17 protein-coding genes are annotated in these 19,839 nt (G+C 70.5%); 8 read left to right on the top strand and 9 right to left on the bottom strand.

What is annotated here, in order from left to right; all coding sequences use genetic code 11:
- Positions 1–113: 113 nt before the first annotated feature.
- The 3 genes from QO011_RS34385 (at position 114) to purH (ending at position 4,518) form a co-directional block, all read left to right on the top strand.
- A complete protein-coding gene (locus QO011_RS34385) occupies positions 114–944 on the top strand; it encodes a helix-turn-helix transcriptional regulator (protein ID WP_307282575.1) in 831 nt (276 codons plus the stop codon).
- Between the two features lie 157 nt (positions 945–1,101).
- Positions 1,102–2,799, top strand: a complete 1,698-nt coding sequence (locus tag QO011_RS34390; protein ID WP_307282577.1) for a heparinase II/III family protein — start codon at positions 1,102–1,104, stop codon at positions 2,797–2,799.
- Positions 2,800–2,934: 135 nt separating this feature from the next.
- Positions 2,935–4,518: a bifunctional phosphoribosylaminoimidazolecarboxamide formyltransferase/IMP cyclohydrolase gene (gene purH, locus QO011_RS34395; RefSeq protein WP_307282579.1), complete on the top strand. Its 1,584-nt coding sequence runs from the start codon at positions 2,935–2,937 to the stop codon at positions 4,516–4,518.
- 361 nt (positions 4,519–4,879) lie between these two features.
- Here the strand turns inward: purH and QO011_RS34400 are convergent, their stop codons facing one another.
- The 5 genes from QO011_RS34400 to QO011_RS34420 form a co-directional block, all read right to left on the bottom strand.
- A complete protein-coding gene (locus QO011_RS34400; RefSeq protein WP_307282581.1) occupies positions 4,880–5,671 on the bottom strand; it encodes an SDR family NAD(P)-dependent oxidoreductase in 792 nt (263 codons plus the stop codon).
- Positions 5,672–5,680: 9 nt separating this feature from the next.
- Positions 5,681–6,634: an ABC transporter permease gene (locus QO011_RS34405; RefSeq protein ID WP_307282583.1), complete on the bottom strand. Its 954-nt coding sequence runs from the start codon at positions 6,632–6,634 to the stop codon at positions 5,681–5,683.
- Positions 6,631–8,133, bottom strand: coding sequence for a sugar ABC transporter ATP-binding protein (locus QO011_RS34410; protein WP_307282585.1), 1,503 nt, complete (start codon positions 8,131–8,133; stop codon positions 6,631–6,633). Before QO011_RS34410 ends, QO011_RS34405 begins: the two co-directional genes overlap by 4 nt.
- A 4-nt stretch (positions 8,134–8,137) precedes the next feature.
- Positions 8,138–9,118, bottom strand: a complete 981-nt coding sequence (locus QO011_RS34415) for an ABC transporter permease (protein WP_307282587.1) — start codon at positions 9,116–9,118, stop codon at positions 8,138–8,140.
- A gap of 313 nt (positions 9,119–9,431) precedes the next feature.
- Complete coding sequence (locus QO011_RS34420; protein ID WP_307282590.1) at positions 9,432–10,523, bottom strand: sugar ABC transporter substrate-binding protein; 1,092 nt, start codon at positions 10,521–10,523, stop codon at positions 9,432–9,434.
- Between the two features lie 183 nt (positions 10,524–10,706).
- Between QO011_RS34420 and QO011_RS34425 the strand changes: the two genes are divergently transcribed.
- From QO011_RS34425 to QO011_RS34435, 3 genes are read left to right on the top strand one after another with little or no spacing between them, the layout of a single operon-like run.
- On the top strand, positions 10,707–11,738 hold the full coding sequence (locus QO011_RS34425; RefSeq protein ID WP_307282592.1) for an NAD(P)-dependent alcohol dehydrogenase: 1,032 nt from the start codon (positions 10,707–10,709) through the stop codon (positions 11,736–11,738).
- A 14-nt stretch (positions 11,739–11,752) separates the two neighbouring features.
- Positions 11,753–12,766: a LacI family DNA-binding transcriptional regulator gene (locus QO011_RS34430; RefSeq protein WP_307282594.1), complete on the top strand. Its 1,014-nt coding sequence runs from the start codon at positions 11,753–11,755 to the stop codon at positions 12,764–12,766.
- 59 nt (positions 12,767–12,825) lie between these two features.
- On the top strand, positions 12,826–13,602 hold the full coding sequence (locus QO011_RS34435; RefSeq protein ID WP_307282595.1) for a caspase family protein: 777 nt from the start codon (positions 12,826–12,828) through the stop codon (positions 13,600–13,602).
- 22 nt (positions 13,603–13,624) lie between these two features.
- Here QO011_RS34435 and QO011_RS34440 read toward each other — a convergent pair whose 3' ends face one another.
- The 4 genes from QO011_RS34440 to QO011_RS34455 form a co-directional block, all read right to left on the bottom strand.
- A complete protein-coding gene (locus QO011_RS34440) occupies positions 13,625–14,515 on the bottom strand; it encodes an SIS domain-containing protein (protein ID WP_307282597.1) in 891 nt (296 codons plus the stop codon).
- Positions 14,516–14,741: 226 nt separating this feature from the next.
- Positions 14,742–15,608 carry an MBL fold metallo-hydrolase gene (locus QO011_RS34445; protein WP_307282599.1) on the bottom strand — a complete coding sequence of 289 codons (867 nt, stop codon included), beginning with the start codon at positions 15,606–15,608 and terminating at the stop codon, positions 14,742–14,744.
- A 68-nt stretch (positions 15,609–15,676) separates the two neighbouring features.
- Complete coding sequence (locus QO011_RS34450) at positions 15,677–16,630, bottom strand: shikimate dehydrogenase family protein (RefSeq protein ID WP_307282601.1); 954 nt, start codon at positions 16,628–16,630, stop codon at positions 15,677–15,679.
- A 17-nt stretch (positions 16,631–16,647) separates the two neighbouring features.
- Positions 16,648–17,274, bottom strand: coding sequence for a glucose-6-phosphate isomerase (locus QO011_RS34455; protein WP_307282602.1), 627 nt, complete (start codon positions 17,272–17,274; stop codon positions 16,648–16,650).
- Between the two features lie 284 nt (positions 17,275–17,558).
- On the opposite strand from QO011_RS34455, the gene QO011_RS34460 reads away from it, so the two are divergent.
- Together QO011_RS34460 and QO011_RS34465 are read left to right on the top strand one after the other, a co-directional pair.
- The gene (locus QO011_RS34460) at positions 17,559–18,527 is read left to right on the top strand and encodes a substrate-binding domain-containing protein (protein WP_370882053.1); all 969 of its coding nucleotides are present in this window, start codon (positions 17,559–17,561) and stop codon (positions 18,525–18,527) included.
- A gap of 245 nt (positions 18,528–18,772) precedes the next feature.
- Positions 18,773–19,839: sugar ABC transporter ATP-binding protein (locus tag QO011_RS34465; RefSeq protein ID WP_307282604.1), on the top strand; the 1,067-nt coding region annotated here is incomplete at its 3' end.

Genomic DNA, 19,839 nt, shown 5'->3' on the forward strand with positions numbered 1-19,839 from the left:
ATCGTCGAGCCTAGGCATTTGCCCGGTGACGGGGTATACCCTGAAAGGGGTAGTTCGGGAAAACGCCGGGAAACCAGGTGGTATCTTGCCTGTTTGCGCGGCGGATGGCGTCGATGCGCATTTCTTTGGCAGATACCTTCGGCAAGCTGGCGCCGCTGATCAATCCGGCGGCACCCGGCGATGCCGGATTCGGCCAGCGCCTGGTCGATTTCCTTGGGGCCGTCGCCGGCTTCGACCGCTGCGTCGTGTTCGCCTATCGCGGCCAGGCCCGGCCGATCGCGCTGTTCGATACGTTCAGCGAGGCGGAGCGGCACGTGTTCGTGGCGCTCTACCAGCCGGGTCCCTATCTGCTCGACCCGTTCTACCGCACCGCCTCCACCGGGCAGGTCGGGTTCTGGCGCATGCGCGAGCTGGCGCCGGACCGCTTCTATTCCAGCGAGTACTACCGCTCCTACTATGTCAAGACCGGGCTCGCCGAGGAGGTCGGCTTCTTCGTGCGCGCCGACGACGGCATCATGGTGGTGCTGTCGCTGATGCGGCTGAAGCGCTCGGGCCTGTTTCCGCCGGCCGAGGCGGCGGCCCTCAGGGCCTGCGAACCGGTGGTGAGCGCGGTGATCGCCCGGCATTGGCGCGGCCTGGAGGGCCGCTTCGACGACGGCGCGCCGCCGGCAGCGCCGGTGCGCCAGCGCCCGGCCGCGAGCCGCCCGGTGGCGGTGGCGGCCTGGCAGGCGCTGAGCCTCACCGCGCGCGAGGCGCACGTGGTCGACCTGGTGCTGCAGGGCCATTCCTCCGAATCGATCGCCTGGCGCCTGGGCATCTCGGTCGGCACGGTCAAGGTGCACCGGCGCAACGTCTACCGGAAGCTGCGCATCTCCTCGCAGACCGAGCTCCTGGCGATCTATGTCGACCGGATCGTCGCGGCCGCCGGGCCGGTGCCGGCATGACGGCGTCGCCGGCCGATGCGGGGCGCGGACGCCAGGCACCAGGCGCCAGGCGTCGGCGATCCCGCCTTTCCATGTCGCCCATTGCGTGCGGCTCCGGTAAGGTTGCGATTCGCCGGCCCCTGCGAGGGGCGGACGGCAAGAGGTGTGACGTGGAGCGATGAGCCGAAGCGGAATCGGCACGAAGGTCCGGCTGGGATTGCTGGCCGGGCGCAATGCCGGACGGTCGGCGCTCGCGCGCCTCTACACGTCCAGGCTCTATCGCTGGCGGTTCGGCTCGGGCCGGCCGGAGCGCCTGCTGCTCGCCCCCCAGGACCTGCGTGCCGCCGACCCGACCCGGGCCGAGGAGATCATCCAGAACCGCTTCACCTTCGCCGGCAAGACCGTGGTGCTGAAGGACGCCTCGCCCTTCGCCATCCCCTCGCCGTCGCCGGCCTGGAGCGAGGGCCTGCTCGGCTTCACCTGGCTGAGGCACCTGCGCACCGTCCAGGGCCTCGACGGCCATCATGCGGCGCGGCGGCTGGTCGCCGACTTCGTGCGCGGGCCGGCCCGCTTCGGCCAGGAGGCGTTGCGGCCGGTGACGGCGGCGCGGCGGGTGGTGTCCTGGCTCAGCCAGTCGCCCCTGGTGCTCGAGGGCGCCGACCGCGGCTTCTACCGCGCCTTCATCCGCAGCATCACCTGGCAGACGCACTATCTCCTGAGCGCCGGCCGCGTCGGGCCGGACGGCCTGCCGCGGCTGCTCTGCGCCATGGCGGCGACGCAGGCCAGCCTGTGCCTGGCCGAGAAGGGCGGCCTGCGCCGGCGCGCCACGCGCTGGCTCGTCGACGAGCTGCAGCGCCAGGTCCTCGCCGACGGCGTGCATCGCAGCCGCAACCCGCAGGCGACCGTCGAGCTCCTGCTCGACCTCCTGCCGCTGCGCCAGTCCTTCGCCGCCCGCAACCTGCCGCCGCCGCCCGAGCTCCTCGGCGCGATCGACCGGCTGATGCCGATGCTGCGCTTCTTCCGCCATGCCGACGGCGCCTTCGCCGCCTTCAACGGCATGGGCTACACCCAGAGCCACCTGATCGCGACGCTGCTGGCCTATGACGATGCGCGCGGCAAGCCGGTGCAGAACGCGCCGCACGGCGGCTATCAGCGCGTCGAGGGCAGCAGCGCGGTGCTGCTGGTCGACACCGGCCGCCCGCCGGCGCTCTCGATGTCGCACGAGGCGCATGCCGGCACGCTGTCCTTCGAGTTCTCGGCCGACGGGGCCCGCATCATCGTCAATTGCGGAGCGCCGGCCGTGGGACGCGACAGCTGGCGCCAGCTCGCCCGCGCCACCGCCGCCCATTCGACCGCCGTGGTCGCCGAAGCCTCCTCCTGCCGCTTCGCGCCGCTCGGCCCGTCGGAGCGCCCGGTGATCGCCGGCCCGAAGACGGTGACGCTGGAGCGGCGGGAGACGCCCGACGCCATCACCCTCGCCGCCAGCCATGACGGCTACAAGGCGGCCTTCGGGCTGGTGCATGAGCGGGTGCTGACGCTTTCGCCGCGGACCGGGGCGCTCGCCGGACGCGACGCCATGCTCGACCGCGCCGGCCAGGCCTGGCGCGGCCGCGAGACCGTGCTGCTGCGCTTCCACGTCCACCCCGCGGTCGGCGCCCGTCCCGGCGGCGGCGACCGCTTCGCCGCCCTGACCCTGCCGAACGGCAAGGTCTGGCGCCTGCGCGCCGACGGCCTGCCGCTCGCCATCGAGGAGAGCATCCACTTCGCCAATCCCGAGGGCCCGCGCCGCGCCACGCAGATCGTGGTGGTGGTGCCGCGCGACGACGGCGGCGCAAGCCTGCCGGTGTCCTGGTCGCTGGAGCCGGAGACGAGGTAGGGTAGGGTGCGAGGAGTAGGGCGCCTCCCTTCACTGCGCCCGCCGCCCGCCTTTCCCGCCCTGCCCGCGATTTGGCCTTTCCTCGCCGTCGCGGAGGGGGATAAAGGGGAGCGCCCATCCGCCCAGGAGCCAGCCTTGCCCCCTCGCCCGATCGCCCGCGCCCTCCTCTCCGTCTCCGACAAGACCGGCCTCGTCGACTTCGCCAGGGCGCTCGCCGCCCATGGCGTCGCCCTGGTCTCGACCGGGGGCACGCGCAAGGCGCTGGCGGAGGCAGGGCTGGCGGTGACCGACGTCGCCGAGCTCACCGGCTATCCGGAGATGATGGACGGGCGGGTCAAGACCCTGCACCCCGCCGTGCATGGCGGCCTGCTCGCCATCCGCGACAATGCCGAGCACCGCGCCGCGATGCAGGCGCACGCCATTCCCGCCATCGACCTCCTCGTGGTCAATCTCTATCCCTTCGAGGCGACGCTGGCGCGCGGGGCTTCCTTCGACGACTGCGTGGAGAATATCGACATCGGCGGGCCGGCGATGATCCGCGCCGCGTCCAAGAACCATGCCGACGTCACCGTGGTGGTCGACGCGGCCGACTATGGCGAGGTGCTGGCCGAGATGGCCGAGAACGGCGGCGCCACCACGCCCGAGCTGCGCCGGCGCCTGGCGGCCAAGGCCTATGCCCGCACCGCCGCCTACGACGCCGCCATCTCCAACTGGCTGCTGGCCGAGGCCGGCGAGGAGGCCCCGACCTTCCGCGCCGTCGGCGGCGTGCTGGCCGAGGCGCTGCGCTACGGCGAGAACCCGCACCAGAGCGCCGGCTTCTATCGCACCGCGCAGACGCGCTTCGGCGTCGCCACCGCCGAGCAGCTGCAGGGCAAGGCCCTGTCCTACAACAACCTCAACGACACCGACGCCGCCTTCGAATGCGTCGCCGAGTTCGACCCGGCCGAGCCGGCGGTGGTGATCGTCAAGCACGCCAATCCCTGCGGCGTCGCCGTGGGGGACACGCTGCTGCAGGCCTATGAGAAGGCGCTCGCCTGCGACCCCGTGTCGGCCTTCGGCGGCATCATCGCCGTCAACCGCCTGCTCGATGCCGACGCGGCGCGCAGGATCGTGGAGATCTTCACCGAGGTGATCGTCGCTCCGGCGGCGAGCGCGGAGGCGATCGCCATCCTCGCGGCCAGGAAGAACCTGCGCCTGCTCGTCACCGGCGGCCTGCCCGACCCGCGCGCCGCCGGCCTGACCGCCAAGACGCTGGCGGGCGGCCTGCTGGTGCAGTCACGGGACGCGGCCGTGGTCGACGACATGGCCCTCAAGGTGGTGACGAAGCGGGCGCCGAGCGCGCGCGAGATGGCGGACATGCGCTTTGCCTTCCGCGTCGCCAAGCACGTCAAGTCCAACGCCATCGTCTATGCCCGCGACGGCGCCACGGTCGGCATCGGCGCCGGCCAGATGAGCCGGGTGGACTCCGCCCGCATCGCCGCCCGCAAGGCCGAGGACGCCGCCAGGGCGGCCGGCCTGGCGGAGAGCCTGACCAGGGGCTCGGTGGTCGCCTCCGACGCCTTCTTCCCCTTCGCCGACGGGCTCGACGCCGCCATCGAGGCCGGCGCCACCGCGGTGATCCAGCCGGGCGGCTCGATGCGCGACGCCGAGGTGATCGCCGCCGCCGACAAGGCGGACCTCGCCATGGTGTTCACGGGGGTGCGGCACTTCCGGCACTGATGGGGAGATCGTCCGGGTTCACCGCGGTGACGCGGTGGCGGTAAGGTCGACGGCGGTCGCCCCACCCGCAACCGTCATGGCCGGGCTTGTCCCGGCCATCCACGCGCACTCCGGCGGCGCAGAAAGGGATGCCGGCCGATGTCGCCAGCAAACATCGGGAATCACGAGATCAACGGAAGCTCATGCCAACCTGAAGGTGTTCAACGCGACAGCCGTGGTGTTCGCGTAGATGGCCGGGTCAAGCCCGGCCATGACGTCGAGGTTCTTGTGTGAGGAAGGCAAGCCTACCCGCCATTGTCGCGGGTGGTAACGCCCCCACCATCTCGCGCACAAGGTATTCGAGCCTCAATTTAGCCGCCCCTCACACCGTCTTCAGCATGCCGCCGTCGACGAAATAGGTCGAGCCGACGCAGTAGGTCGCCTTGTCCGAGCACAGGAAGACGAAAAAGTTCGCCAGCTCCTCGGGCGAGGCGAAGCGGTCGATCGGGGCGTGCTCGCGGGCGACGCCGGCGAGGTAGCCTTCCCAGTCGCCGCCCGTATCGGCGGTGAGCTGCGTGGCCGTCTTCTTCCAGTCCGGCGTCAGGATCAGGCCAGGATTGATGCAGTTGACGCGGATATTGTCCTTGATGACCTCGTTGGCGAGGGTCTTGGAGAACATCATCAGCGCCGCCTTGGTGACGTTGTAGATCGGCTCGTACCACAGCGGCTGAACGGCGCAGATCGAGGCGTTGTGCAGGATGACGCCGCCGCCGCGCCGGCGCATGCCGGGCACCAGGCCGCGGGCGAGGCGCACCGCCGCCATGACGTGCAGCTCCCAGTAGGACTGCCACTTCTCGTCCGGCGCCTCCATGATGGTCTCGTTGGAGCCGGTGCCGGCATTGTTGATCAGGATGTCGGCGCCGCCGAATGCGCTTTCGGCCGCGGCGATGATCTCGGCCGCGCCCTCGGGCGTCGCCACGTCGCAGGCGACCGGCACGGCCCTGACCCCGTGCTGCGCCGCCACCCGCTCCGCCTCCGCCTGGAGGCGGTCGGCCTGGCGCGCCGCCAGCACCAGATGCGCGCCCTCCGCCGCCAGGCCCTCGGCCACGGCCAGGCCGATGCCGATGCTGCCGCCGGTGATGACCGCGACCTTGTCGCGCAAGCCCAGGTCCATGTCCGTCTCCTATTTCACGATGGGGATCTTGCTGCGGTCGATGGTGACCGCCACGGCGGCGACCAGCACCGCGCCGAACACGATCTGCTGGGCGAAGATGTTGACGCCGAGAAAGGTCATGCCGATGCGCACCACCGAGATGATCAGCGCGCCGATGGCGGTGCGGCCGATGCCGCCGACGCCGCCCGTGATGGCGGTGCCGCCGACGATGACGGCGGCGATCGCCGGCAGCAGCAGCTGGTTGGCCAGCACCGGCGAGCCGCTGGCGAGGCGCCCGGCCAGCAGCACGCCGGCCAGCGCCGCGAAGAGGCCGCAGAGGGCGAAGGCCATGACCTTGTGGCGGCCGACGCGGATGCCCGAAGCCCAGGCGGCCGGCTCGCCGGCGCCGATGGCGGTGCTGTAGCGGCCGAAGCGGGTGTAGCGCTGCACCAGGATGCCGGCGACCAGCACCAGCGCCCCGATCAGCACGACATTGGGCACGCCGGCCAGCGTGCCCGTGACCCAGCCGAGGTCGGCGCGGCCGGCCTCGCCGATGGTGATGGTGCGGGCCTTGGAGACGAGCAGGGCCGCGCCGCTGACCACGCCGCTGGTGGCGAGCGTCGCGATGAAGGACGGCACCTTCAGCACCACGTGCACGAGGCCGCTGAACAGGCCCGCCGCCAGCCCCGCGGCGAGGGCGATCAGGCAGGCCGCCGGGCCGAGCTGCGGCACCAGCAGCGCCACCAGCACGGTGGCGAGCGAGGCGACGGTCTGCACGGAGAGGTCGATGCCGCCGAGCAGGATGACGAAGGTGAGGCCGGCGGCCAGGATGAACAAAGTCGCCGTGTCGGCGAGCAGCACCAGCAGCGTGTCGGGCCGGGCGAAGCCGGGCGTCACCAGCGAGATCAGCACGACCAGCAGCACGAGGAACAGGCTCGGCGCGGCGGCGCGCAGGCGGGCGGGCGTGAGGATAGACCGCGTCATACCATGTGCTCGATCAGCTCGACCTGCGCCGGCTTGGCTCCGGGCGCCGCGTCGAAGCGGGCGGTGACGCGGCCGTCGCGCATCACCAGGATGGTATGGCTGAGGCCGATCGTCTCCTCGAGCGTGTCCGCGGTGAGGATGACCGCCGCGCCGGCGGCGCAGACCTCGCGGATCAGACGGTAGACCTCCTCCTTGGCGCCGACGTCGAGGCCGCGGGTGGGATGGTCGAGGATGAGGATGCGCGAGCGCGCCTGCAGCCATTTGGCCAGCACGACCTTCTGCTGGTTGCCGCCGGAGAGGGAGAGGCAGAGCGCCTCCGGCCCCGGCGCCTTGATCGACAGCCGGCCGATCCAGTCCCGCGCCAGCGCGCGCTCGCGGCCATGGTCGATGACCGGCCCGCGCATCACCGTGTCGAGGCGGCCGAGCGTCAGGTTGACGGCGAGCGGCAGGAACATCGCCAGCCCCTCGACCCGGCGCTCGCGCGGGATATAGCCGATGCCGCGCGCCACCGCGTCGGCGGGCGTGGCGAGGCGCACCGGCTCGCCGTCGATCGAGAGCGTGCCCTCGCTGTGCGGCTCGAAGCCGAACAGGGTGCGGATCAGCGCCTCGCGCCCCGAGCCGATCACGCCGGCGATGCCGACGACCTCGCCGCGGCGCAACGCGAAGTCGACGCCGCGGTAATGCCCGCCGGCGCCGAGCCCGGCCGCCGCCAGCACCACCTCCGCCTGGGGCGGAGCCTGCTCGGACTCCCGGTAGTACTCGGCATGGACGCCGCGGCCGACCATCATCTGGTGCAGCACCGGGGTCGAGGCCTCGGCCGCCGGCATCTCGCCGACCACGGCCCCGTCCTTCATGACATAGATGCGGTCGGAGAGGGCCAGCACCTCGTCGAGGCGGTGCGAGACGAAGACGAAGCTCGCCCGGCTCTTCAGCGCCCGCACCCGGGAGAACAGCAGGTCGATCTCCGCCTGCTCCAGCACCGAGGTCGGCTCGTCGAGGAGGATGACGAGGTCGCGCGAGACCCGCTCCTCCAGCGCCAGCGCCTTGGCGAGCTCGACCATCTGGCGGGCGGCGAAGCTGAGCTCGGCGGCGCGGATCGAGGGGTCGATGGCGAGCCCGACCTTGTCGAGCTCGCGGCGGGCGGCGGCATGGAGCTTCTTCCAGTTCATCAGGCCGAAGCGCAGGAAGGCGTCCTCCTGGCCGAGGAACAGGTTCTCGGCGACGGAGAGGTTGAGCAGCAGCGACTGCTCCTGGAACACCATGCCGATGCCCTGGGCGGCGGCGTCGCGCGGGTCGCGCAGCTGGAAGGGGGCTCCGTCGCGCCTGAGCTCGCCCGATGTCGGCTGCTGCGCGCCGGAGAGGATGCGCATCAGCGTCGACTTGCCGGCGCCGTTCTCGCCGACGAGGCCGACGACCTCGCCCTTGCCCACGGTGACGTCGACATGGCGCAGCGCCTGGACGGCGCCGAAGGTCTTGCAGAGGTCGACGGCCTGCAGCATGGCGTCACTTCACGATGCGCAGCTTGGCGCGGTCGAGCGACAGCGCCACCGCCGCGATGATCATCAGGCCCTGCGCCGTCTGCTGGGCATAGGGCGGGATGCCGAGCAGGATCATGCCGTTGGCGAGCACGGCGACGATCAGCACGCCGACCAGGGTGTTGAGCACGCCGCCCTGCCCGCCCATCAGCGAGGTGCCGCCGACCACCACGGCGGTGATGGTCATGAACAGGCGGCCGTCGCCGATGGTGGCGTTGCCCTGGCCGAGCTGGGCCGCGGCCAGCACGCTGGCGAGGCCGTAGAAGGCGCCGGCGAGGGCGAAGACCATGACCTTGATCCGGCCGATCGGGATGCCGGAGAGCGCCGCGAGGTCCTCGCCGCCGCCGACGGCGAAGGCATGGCGTCCGAGGCGGGTATGGCTCTCGACGAGATAGGCGACGGCGAGCGCCGCCGCGGCGATCCACACCAGCAGCGGCAGGCCGAGGAAGCGGGTCAGCGACAGGGCGCGGATGGAGGGATCGAGGATGCGCACCGTGCCGCCGCCGAGCAGCACCGCGGCGATGCCGAGGCCGATGAACCAGATGCCGAGCGTCACCATGAAGGAGGGGATGCGCAGGCCGACATGCACCGCGCCGCCGACGGCGCCCATGGCCGCGCCGACGAGGATTGCCAGCGGTATGGCGAAGAGGCCGATGGCGAGATCATTGGCGTCGTTCTGCACGGTGAGCGCGAGCGTGATCGCGCCGAGCGCCATGGTGCCTTCCACCGAGAGGTCGACGCCGCCGATCAGGATGACGAAGGTGGCACCCATGGCCAGCACCAGCGGCACGGCCGCGGCGGTCAGCACCCGCGCGGCATTGGCCGGGGTGAGGAAGTTCGGGTTGAGCGCGCCGACGATCAGGCAGAGCCCGGCCAGCACGATGAGCGGCGCCAGGGCGCGCAGCCGGGCGGCGGTGAGGGTCCTGGTTTCGGCGGCGGCGGTGGCCATCAACGACCTTGCGAGGGATGGAAAGTGAGAACCCCCTCTCCCGGCCGGGAGAGGGGCAAGGGACTGAACGTGTCACGAACAGGCCGTCTGCAGATAGGTGCGCCGCGCTTTCCGGCGTCATGGCCGGACTTGATCCGGCCATCCACGCGAACTCGACGTCAGCCTGTGGTCGCGTGGATGGCCGGGACGAGCCCGGCCATGACGAACCGCGTTCTATCCTATCAGGCTGAGGCCCTCATCCTGCCCCTCTCCCGATGGGAGAGGGGTTTTGCGGTCCATCTTGAATCGTTTCAGCGACTTCGTTTGAATCGCTTCAACCCTGGCGGATCTGGCCGGTGACGCGGCTCCACAGATCGGTGAAGTCGACCTTGGGCTCGGCCTCGATATTGTCCTTGTAGAAGGCGGCCACCGTCTCCTTGGTCACGACCACGCCGGTGCCGTAGAACTCGCGGTGCTCCTTGGGCTCGCTCGCCGGATTGATCTTGCCGGTCTTGGCGGCATAGCCGATGGCAAGGCCCATCGAGCCCTGCCAGAACGGATCCCAGGACACGGTGGCGGCCATCTCGCCCGCCTTCACCGCCTCGACCGCGGTCTTGATGCCGTCGATGCCGGTGACCGGCACCTTGCCGGCCAGGCCCTCGGCCCGGAGCGCCTCGAGCGCGCCGACCGCCATGTCGTCATTGGCGGCCCAGATGCCCTTGACGTCGGCGCCGAAGCGGGTGAGCCAGGCCGAGACCGTATCGAAGGCCTTGTTGGACTGCCAGTCCGCCACCTGGAAATCGAGGATCTTGACGTCGGGATGATCGGCGACCGCCTTCTCCAGCCCGGCCCGGCGCTCGATCGCCGGCGTGTTCGACAGGATGCCGCCGAGCGCCAGGATGCCGCCCTTGCCACCGATGGCGTCGATCAGGGCCTTGGCCGTGACCTCGCCATACTTGACGCCGTCGAAGGAGATGTGGGCGACGTGATAGGGGTCGTGGTCCCAGGGATGCAGATCGGCCGGCTTGTTCCACTGGGTGACCACGAAGGCCTTGGCGGCGACGCAGGCCTCGACGATCGGCCGGGCGTCGGCGGAATCGTTGGGGTCGACGTTGATGATGCAGTTGCCGCCGGTCTTGGCCAGGATGGCGCGGATGTCGGCGGTGCCCTTCTCGCTGTCGCCCTCGGTGACCAGCGTCACGTAGTCGGCGCCGATCGCCTTGGCGAAGGCGGCTCCGCCCTTGTTCCAGGTGGCGTGGTAGGGATTGGACAGCGACCGGATCGAATTGACCACGGTCGGCTTGTCCTGCGCCAGCGCCAGCCGGGCGAAGCCGGCGGGCAGGACGGCGCCGAGCCCAAGCGCCGCGGCGCCCTTCAGCATGTCGCGACGGCCCAGCGGCCGCCCCTGCGGAAGCAGGATGGTCATGATGGTTTCCTCCAGAAATATTATTGTTGATTAGCTAGTCACCGTGCGTGCATAGCTAGGCATCAAACCTGAAGGCCGTCAAGCCCGCACCGGGCGGGGCTTGTGCGGCAGCGACGGCCGGCGCTAAGCAACAGGGACGGGGCCGCGCCCTCACGAGATTCAACCAGGCAGGGAGGACCGCCGATGCGCGCGCTGGTGCTGGAACGGATTCGGGAGCTGTCGCTGCGCGACATCGACCTGCCCCTGGCGGTCGGGCCGGGGGACCTGAGGATCCGCATCGACACGGTGGGCGTGTGCGGCAGCGACGTGCACTATTACACGCATGGGCGGATCGGCCCGTTCATCGTCAACGAGCCGATGGTGCTCGGCCACGAGGCGGCCGGCACGGTGGTGGAGGTCGGCAGCGCCGTCACCGGCTTCCGGCCGGGCGACCGGGTGTGCATGGAGCCGGGCATCCCGGACCTGACCTCGCGCGCCTCCAAGCTCGGCCTCTACAATGTCGACCCGAGCGTGGTGTTCTGGGCGACGCCGCCGGTGCATGGCTGCCTGACGCCGGAGGTGGTGCATCCGGCCGCCTTCACGTTCAAGCTGCCGGACAACGTCTCCTTCGCGGAAGGGGCGATGGTCGAGCCCTTCGCGGTCGGCCTGCAGGCGGCGGCCAAGGCGCGGATCGCCCCGGGCGACGTCGCCGTGGTGATCGGCGCCGGGCCGATCGGCATCATGGCGGCCCTGGCGGCCCTGGCGGGGGGCTGCAGCCGGGCTGTTATCGCCGACCTCGTCGACGAGAAGCTGGCGATCGCCGGGCGCTATCCCGGCATCACCCCGGTCAACATCCGCCGGGAGAAGCTCGCCGACGCGGTGGCGCGCGAGACCGGCGGCTGGGGCGCCGACGTGGTGTTCGAGGCCAGCGGCAGCCCGCGCGCCTTCGAGGGCATCTTCGCCCTGCCCAGGCCGGGCGGCTGCCTGGTGCTGGTCGGCATGCCGGTGGAGCCGGTCGCCTTCGACGTGGTCTCGGCCGCGGCCAAGGAGATCCGCATCGAGACGATCTTCCGCTATGCCAACGTGTTCGACCGGGCGCTGGCGATGATCTCCTCGGGCAAGGTCGACCTCAAGCCGCTGATCAGCCACACCTTCGCCTTCCAGGACAGCATCGCCGCCTTCGAGCGCGCCGCAGAAGGCCGGCCCGGCGACGTCAAGCTCCAGATCAAGCTCTGAGGATTCAGGCCGGCATGGGCATGGGCGGCAAGAAATACGCCTCCTCCACCGACGTCGCCCGCCTCGCCGGCGTGTCGCAGTCGGCGGTGTCGCGCACCTACCGGCCGGGGGCGAGCGTGTCGGAGGAGACGCGGCGCAAGGTGATGGCGGCGGCGGCCGAGCTCGACTATCGCCCCAGCCTGATCCCGCGCATCATGCTGACCCATCGCTCCAACCTGGTGGCGATCGTCATCGGCGGCATGTACAATCCGTTCTACTCCGCCGTGCTGGAAGGCTTCACCGTCAAGCTGCAGGAGAGCGGCCACCAGGTGCTGCTGGTGCATGTCGACAGCGGCCACTCGCTCGACGCCGTGATCCCCAAATTGGCGAGCTACCGGGTCGACGCCATCGTCAGCGCCCTGGCGATCCTGTCGCCGCAATCGGCGGAGGAGCTGGCCCGCTTCAAGATCCCGGTGATCTCGTTCAACACGCCGGTGAAGAACGAGTGGGTGTCCTCGGTGTGCTGCGACAATGCCGGCTCGGCCCGCATCCTCGCCGACCTGTTCCTCGCCCGCGGCGGCCGGCGCTTCGGCTACATCTCCGGGCCGCCGGCGAGCCCGGCCAACCTCGAGCGCTTCGCCGGCTTCCGCGAGGGGCTGGCGGCGCACGGCATCACCGACATCGCCACGGCGACGGCGGATTTCCGCTATGAGGGTGGGTTCAGGGCGGCGCTGGAGATGTTCGCCCGGCCGGAGCGGCCGGACGCGGTGTTCTGCGCCAACGACCTCGTCGCCATCGGCGCGATCGACGCTCTGCGCCAGCAGATCGGCCTGCGCGTGCCCGAGGACGTGCTGATCGCCGGCTTCGACGACATCCCCTCCGCCTCCTGGGCCGGCTACGACCTCACCACCTTCGTGCATGACGGGCCGCGCATGGTCGACGAGGCGCTGTCGATCCTGCGCGCCGCGGAGACGGCGCATGCGCCGGTGGGCGAAGTGCGCGTGGTGGTGCCGGCCCGCCTCGTCGAGCGCGGCACCACGCGGCGGTAGGGCGCGACACCGCCGGCGCCTCGGCGTATGGTCCGATGTCTCGACACGGAGCCCCCCCGATGCGCCGCGCCGGCCTCACGATCCTGCGGGTGACGATCCTGGCCGCGGCGATCCTGGCGTCGTGGCAGGTCGCGGCGGCGCCGGTGCGCGTCGCCCTGCTGATCGGCAATGCCGCCTATCGCGCGGCGGGGCCCGTCACGACTGCCGTCGCGGACGTCGCGCTCCTGGCCTCCGCGTTCGAGGCGGCGGGATTCGCCTCGGTGGTGACCGTCAAGGACGCCGATCGGTCCGGGATGGATGCGGCCCTGGCCGCCTTCGCGGCCAAGGCCCGGACGGCCGATATCGCGGTCATCTATTTTTCCGGCCACGGCTTCGTCTTCGACGACGAGAACTATCTGCTGGCGATCGACGCGCACGGCGCCGTCGAGAGCGAGGTCGCCGCGGGCGGCGTCTCGTTCCATGCCATGCTCGCCGCCACGGCCGGCGCGAGGCAGCTGCGTCTCGTCATCCTCGATGCGTCCCGGGAGGACCCTTATCTCGACCACATCCAGATCGATCATGTGCGAACGATGCGAAGCGGCCTCGGCCGCATCGAGGTCGAGGAGGCCGGCGAGGCCGTGGCGACGGCAGCACGCGCCGGCGAGGTGGCGCCGGCCGGGAAAGGCCCGCACGGCCTGTTCGCGGAGGCCCTTGCGGCTCATCTCGTCCAGCGCGGGGTCGACTACCTCGCGGGCCTGAACGAGGCCGGCCGCGACGTGAGGCGGAGGAGCCAGGGCAGGCAGGAGCCGTCATTCACGGCGAGCGCCGTAGCCCAGGTGTTTCTGGGACCGCCATAGGCGGGCCACCGGCGCCGGCCCGTCAGATCCGCTCGACGAAGCGCAGCTCGTTCAGCCGGCGCTTCATCTGCCGGAAGCGTTGGCCGTGCGCCTCGTCGCGGCGCAGCGCCACCGCGGTGGAGAGCACGTCGACCACCACCAGCGCGGCGATGCGCGACATGGTCGGGGTATAGATGTCGGTGTTGTCGAGCGTCTCCACCACCAGCGCCACGTCGCAATGCTCGACCAGCACCGAGCCGGGCGTGCCGATGATGCCGATCACCTCGGCTCCGTTCTCGCGAGCGGTGCGCGCCACCTCGACGATCGAGCGCGTGCGGCCGGTGTTGGAGATCACCACGGCGACGTCGCCCGGCCGCATCATCGAAGCGACCATGATCTGCTGGTGCGAATCGAGCTGCGCTCCGCACGGCACGCCGAACAGCGGGAATTTCTGCTGGGCGTCGCGCGCCACGATGGCCGAGGCGCCGAAGCCGAAGAACTCGATCTGGCGCGCCGCCTCGAGGATGGCGATGGCCCGCCCCAGCGCCGGCCGGTCGAGATGATGCCGGGCCCAGTCAAGGCTGGTGATGGTGTAGTCGAAGATCTTTTCCACCACCGCCTCGGGCGGATCGGAGCCGAGCAGCACGGAATGGGTGGCGGGCGTGCCGAGCGCCAGGCTCTGGGCCAGGCGCAGCTTGAACTCCTGGAAGCCGACGCAGCCCAGGGCGACGCAGAACCGGATCACCGTGGGCTGGCTGACCTCGGCGAAGCCGGCGGTCTCGGCCAGGGTGGCGCCGAGCAGGCGCTGCGGGTCGGCGAGGACGAGGTCCGCGACCTTGCGCTCGGACTTGCGCAGCTCGTCGTGGAGCGTGCGCACCACCTCCAGGATGTTCTGGGTCGTGGGCCGGGGCGTCTGGGTCTGGTCGCGCAACATCGCTGGGTCCCGCACGGAAGCAACATTTCTCGCGACGCCAGCCGATCCCCTCCCCCTTGTGGGGAGGGGCAAGGGATGGGGGTCCATCAGGAAAAGGCGAGCCCCATGACAACGACCCCCACCCTTTATCCCTCCCCACAAGGGGGAGGGAAGGCCCAGGCGTCGAGCCTGGATCAACATCGGCCGCGTCTCGCGCCGTCTCGCGCGCTTGGTCGATCGCGCCCTTCTACGCCGCCCGCAGCCGATACTCCACCTGCACGCGCGCCCGCAGCAGCTCGAGCGGCGCAGCCACGGCGGCGCGGGCGTCGATTTCGGCGGGATCGGCGGTGTTGAAGGCGAACAGGCCGTGGTGGTGGGCGATCATCGCCGGAATGCCGCAGCTGGCGCACAGCGCCGCCGCCTCGTCGAGGGTCAGGTTGCCGGCGATGCCGGCCGCGCGCAGCGCCGGCGAGCGGCCGTTGACCGGCAGCAGTGCCAGATGGGACCGCAGCGCCGCGACCTCGGCCGCCTGGCCTTCGAAAGGAATGGTGTCGCCGGAATGGAACAGGCGCAGCCCGTCCCAGTCCAGGCCGTAGCCGAGGAACCGGTGGCGGCCGAGGGCATCGGTCTCCAGCGTCTCGTGCGCCCCCCGCACCGCATGGACGCGCAGGCCCGGCAGCGGCTCGACGGCCATGCCGGCGTCGAGCGGGATCAGCCGGTCCTCGCCGACGCCGATGCGTGTCGTCGCGAGCTCCGCCGATGCGGCCGGAACGGCGAAGCGCAGCGCCGGCAGCCGGGCGGCGAGCGGGGCGAGGGTGGCCGCGTCCAGGTGGTCGGTGTGGTGGTGCGTGCACAGCACCAGGTCGATCGGACCGAGTTCGTCGGGCGTGATCGGCGCCGGCATCATCCGCTCGTGCGGCGTCGCCGTGCCGCGATATTTCAGGGCGAGGGAGTCGGAGAGATAGGGGTCGATCAGGATGCGGTATCCGCCGGCGCGCAGGGCGAAGCCGGCCTGGCCGAGCCAGTACAGGGAGAGGGATGCGGGCGGCAGACCTGCGAAGCGCCCGGCCAGCGGCTCTGCGAAGGGGAGTGTCTCGGTCGCGACGGATGCCATGCTTCCCTCCGAGATTGCCGGGCGTCGCGCGCGTCCTGCGACGCCGCGTCTCGCTACCCGCCCTCGCCTTATCCCTTCGCCACCCTCGCGGCGATCGCCGAGATCTCCTCGAAGCTCGGGCCGGATGTCGGGATGTCGATGTGGAAGACCTCGGCGATCACCTGCGTCCAGCCGTGGATGAAATAGGTCCAGCCGTCCTCGACCTGCAGGTTGCGCTCGGCCTCGAGGCGCAGGGCCTGGTCGAGGAAGACGAGGTCGCCGCGATAGTTGAGATCCCAGGCGATGCCGTTCTCGGGGAAGCGCGCCGCGTCGGTCAGCGGCGAGCCGGGAGCGTCCTTGCCGAGGCCGGTGGCGTTGATGACCAGCGATCCCGGCTTCAGGGCCGCCACGACGGCGTCGTTGTCGGCCGGGCTCGGCGCCAGCACGTAGTCGACCGGCACGCCCGAAGCGAGCTCGGCATGGATGCGGCGGATCTCGTCGAGACGCGGCCCGCTGCGGTTGGAGACGACGATGCGGGAAGGTCGGTCCGGCCCACGCGAGGCCCGCATCATGTGCCAGGTGAGGGCGATGGTGGAGCCGCCGGCGCCGATGGAGAACAGCTCCGCTCCGGTGCGGGCGAAATGGTGCCGGGGCAGGAAGCCGTCGAGGGCGAGGCCCGAGGAGATCGGGTCCTTGGCATGGCAGACCAGGCGCCCGCCCTGCTTCGACAGGCAGCTGGTCTCGCCCATGAACAGCGCGTGGGGATCGACCTCGTCGAACAGGTCGCGGCATGCGTGGTAGAGGTCGATCTTGTGGGTGGTGACCAGGGCGCCGAGCGAGAGCGGATCGGCCTTGATGAAGGCGACGGCCTCGCGGTAGGCGGCGGGCTCGGCATGGAGCGGGAAGTCGATGCCCCTGATCTCGGCGTCATCAAGCCCGAGATGCGCCGCCCAGGCGGGGAAGACCCGCATGATCGAGCTCTTGGCCGTGGTGACGCCGATGAAATAGAGGGTCGGCCGGGTGGCGGGTGCGTAGCGGCTCATGGTCGACGTGTCCCGCGTCACGAGGCTTGCGCAAGGATGGCATCGACCAGCGCCGCCGGCCGGACGCGATAGCTCGCATTGTCGACCGCGGTCCAGCCGCCCCGGCCGTCATCGACGATGCGGCGGCGCATGCCGCCGGCCTTGGCGATGATGTCGTAGTCCTGGCCGGAATCGGCGGGGTAGGCGAAGGTCATCACCAGGTCCTCCGTGCCGACATTGACGGAGCGATGGATCCAGAAGGGCGGCACGTAGCAGAGCGTCCGCGGTCCGATCTCGACGGTGCGGATCTCGCCGGCCGGCGATTCCAGCAGCATCAGGCCGCGGCCGCTCTCGCCATAATACATCTCCGGCCGGTCGGCCCTGGCGTGGATATGGCCGCGGGTGAGGAAATATTCCCGGCCGACCTTGCCGGGCAGCATGCGCGTCACGCCGATGATCATGTCGCCCGCCCGGTCGGACGGCTTGTAGTCGGTGACCTCGTAGACGACGGTATCGCCCATCTCGCGGCGCAGCGCCTCAAAGGCCGCCGCGTCCTCGTAGAGGCCTTCGAGGTCCGCCAGCGTCTTGACATAGCGGTTGGTGGCGCCCCTGAGCTCGCCCCTGGCGACGTCGACGAAGCACAAACCCGGCTCTCGCAGCCCCATCCGATCCTCCGAAAACCCTGCGGGCCCGGCATCGGGCCTGCCCCAATTTTGTAGTATCACTACATTTTCCGGCGCCGGAGATCAAGCGCGTGGCACAGAGTGGGGCAGCAAAGCCGGGTCTTCACGGTCGATTCCGCCATATTGCAGCGCAGCATTTTCACACTTGTATTTCCACTTCAAATTCGTAACGAAAGACCCTCTTGACCGCTCGAAAACTATGTATCTATGCTACAGAAATGGGCTGCGCAGACACGCCCGTGCAATTTGACCTCGAGGAGGAGACGATGACAAAAGCCCTTCCGGCGTGCGCGCTGGCGGCAGCCCTGATGGCCGGCACCTTCGGCATGGCCGCGGCGGCCGACTGCAAGGTCGGCGTCGCCATGTACACGCTGAGCGCGCCCTATTTCGCGGCCCAGGAAGCCGCGGCCGCGGACCAGGCCAAGAAGGCCGGCTGCGAGGTGTCGACGGCCGACGGCCAGAACGACATGGGCAAGCAGATCTCCGACGTCGAGGACATGGTCGCCAAGGGCGTCAACCTGCTGATCCTCAATCCGCGCGACCCCGAAGGCCTGGTCGCCGCCGCCAATGCCGCCACCGCGGCCGGCGTCAAGGTCGTGGTGATGGATTCCAGCATCAACACCAAGGCGAACGTCATCACCCAGGTGCGCTCGTCCAACGACCAGAACGGCTTCCTCGTCGGCCAGTGGCTGGCCAAGAAGATGCAGGGCAAGCCGGCCAAGATCCTCCTGCTCTCCGGATCGCAGGGCAACGAGGTCGGCCGCGACCGGCGCCTCGGCGTGTTCCGCGGCCTGATCGAGGGCCAGCTGGTCAACGAGGGCAAGGGCGGCTTCGAGGTGCTCGGCCAGGGCTGGGGCGGCTGGTCGAACGAAGGCGGCCTGAAGGCGGCCGAGGACCTGCTCCAGGCCCATCCCGACGCCAATGTCGTGCTCGGCGAGAACGATTCGATGGTGCTCGGCGCCATCAAGGCGCTGCAGGCCGCCGGCAAGAGCGACGTGCTCGTCCTTGCCGCCGCCGACGGCCAGAAGGAGGCCCTCGCCCTGATCAAGGAGGGCAAGTACGGCGCCACCGGCCTCAACGACCCCGACCTCGTCGCCCGCACCGCCGTGGATATCGGCCTCAAGGCGCTGAAGGGCGAGCTGCCCGCCGACTTCCCCAAGCTGGAGCTGACCACGCCCGCCGTGATCACTCAGGACAATGTCGACAAGTTCTACCGCAAGGACGCGGTGTTCTGAGGGCATAGCGCTCCGGAGCATTGATCCGGACGCAACGCCGACCATTTCCCCTCCCCCTTGTGGGGAGGGGTTAGGGGCGGGGGTCCATCAGGATAGGGCCCTGCGCTCGTTGCAATGCGCCCTTTGTCAACCGGATCACCCCATCCTGCACGACCCCCACCCTTTATCCCTCCCCGCAAGGGGGAGGGAAGGCGCAGGCGTCGAGCGTATTCTGCGCCGATCCATCTCGCCCACCCGGGAGCATCATGACGGACCTTGCCAGGCTGACGGCGATCACCAAGTCCTTCGGCGGGGTGCACGCGCTGAAGGGCGTGGACTTCGACGTGCGCGGCGGCGAGGTGCATGCGCTGCTGGGCGAGAACGGGGCCGGCAAGTCGACGCTGATGCGGGTGCTGGGCGGGGAGATGCAGCCGAGCAGCGGCGAGGTGACGGTCGGCGGCAAGCCGGTGCATTTCCGCGACCCGCGCGATGCGCGGGCGCAGGGCATCGCGGTCATCCACCAGGAGCTGGCGCTGGCCCCGGACCTGTCGGTGGCCGAGAACATCTTCCTGGGCGAGTTGCCGGGGCTGGTCTCCTGGGGCAGCCTGAAGCGGCGGGCCCGCGCGCTGATCGAGCGGCTCGGCTTCGACATCGATCCCGGCCAGCGGGTCGGCAGCCTGGCGGTGGCCTACCAGCAGGTGGTGGAGATCGCCAAGGCGCTGTCGCGCGAGGTCCGCATCATCGTCTTCGACGAGCCGACCGCCGTGCTGTCGGCCCAGGACGCCGAGCGGCTGCACAAGATCATCGGCACGCTGCGGGCCCAGGGGGTCGGCATCGTCTACATCTCGCACCGGCTCGACGAGGTGTTCAGCCTGTGCGACCGCATGACCGTGATGAAGGACGGCCAGCATGTCGGCACCCTGGCGGTGAAGGACGCCACCATCGAGGGCGTGATCCGCATGATGGTCGGCCGCCCGCTCGCCGCCATGTTCCCGGAGCGCGGCGCGCGCGGGCTCGGCGAGGACCTCGTCGAGGTCAGGGATCTCGAGGCCGGCCGCAAGGTGCGCGGGGTGAGCTTCCGCGTGCGCGCCGGCGAGATCGTCGGCCTCGGCGGCCTGGTCGGCTCCGGCCGAACCGAGGTCGCCCGCCTGATCTTCGGCGCCGACCGCCTCGACGCCGGCTCGATCGCCATCCGCGGCAAGGCGGTGCGCCTGCGCTCGCCGCGCGATGCGGTGCGTGCCGGCGTGGCGCTGGTGCCCGAGGACCGCAAGCACCAGGGCGTCATCCTCGACAAGCCGATCCGCATCAACGCCACCATGGCGCGCCTGTCGGC

This window comes from Labrys wisconsinensis (genome assembly GCF_030814995.1).
GTDB classification, from domain to species: domain Bacteria; phylum Pseudomonadota; class Alphaproteobacteria; order Rhizobiales; family Labraceae; genus Labrys; species Labrys wisconsinensis.

Coding starts and splice junctions, on each gene's coding strand:
- QO011_RS34385 (WP_307282575.1), top strand. CDS start 114: ATGCGCATTTCTTTGGCAGATACCTTCGGCAAGCTGGCGCCGCTGATC.
- QO011_RS34390 (WP_307282577.1), top strand. CDS start 1,102: ATGAGCCGAAGCGGAATCGGCACGAAGGTCCGGCTGGGATTGCTGGCC.
- QO011_RS34400 (WP_307282581.1), bottom strand. CDS start 5,671: ATGGACCTGGGCTTGCGCGACAAGGTCGCGGTCATCACCGGCGGCAGC.
- QO011_RS34405 (WP_307282583.1), bottom strand. CDS start 6,634: ATGACGCGGTCTATCCTCACGCCCGCCCGCCTGCGCGCCGCCGCGCCG.
- QO011_RS34410 (WP_307282585.1), bottom strand. CDS start 8,133: ATGCTGCAGGCCGTCGACCTCTGCAAGACCTTCGGCGCCGTCCAGGCG.
- QO011_RS34415 (WP_307282587.1), bottom strand. CDS start 9,118: ATGGCCACCGCCGCCGCCGAAACCAGGACCCTCACCGCCGCCCGGCTG.
- QO011_RS34420 (WP_307282590.1), bottom strand. CDS start 10,523: ATGACCATCCTGCTTCCGCAGGGGCGGCCGCTGGGCCGTCGCGACATG.
- QO011_RS34425 (WP_307282592.1), top strand. CDS start 10,707: ATGCGCGCGCTGGTGCTGGAACGGATTCGGGAGCTGTCGCTGCGCGAC.
- QO011_RS34430 (WP_307282594.1), top strand. CDS start 11,753: ATGGGCATGGGCGGCAAGAAATACGCCTCCTCCACCGACGTCGCCCGC.
- QO011_RS34435 (WP_307282595.1), top strand. CDS start 12,826: ATGCGCCGCGCCGGCCTCACGATCCTGCGGGTGACGATCCTGGCCGCG.
- QO011_RS34440 (WP_307282597.1), bottom strand. CDS start 14,515: ATGTTGCGCGACCAGACCCAGACGCCCCGGCCCACGACCCAGAACATC.
- QO011_RS34445 (WP_307282599.1), bottom strand. CDS start 15,608: ATGGCATCCGTCGCGACCGAGACACTCCCCTTCGCAGAGCCGCTGGCC.
- QO011_RS34450 (WP_307282601.1), bottom strand. CDS start 16,630: ATGAGCCGCTACGCACCCGCCACCCGGCCGACCCTCTATTTCATCGGC.
- QO011_RS34455 (WP_307282602.1), bottom strand. CDS start 17,274: ATGGGGCTGCGAGAGCCGGGTTTGTGCTTCGTCGACGTCGCCAGGGGC.
- QO011_RS34460 (WP_370882053.1), top strand. CDS start 17,559: ATGACAAAAGCCCTTCCGGCGTGCGCGCTGGCGGCAGCCCTGATGGCC.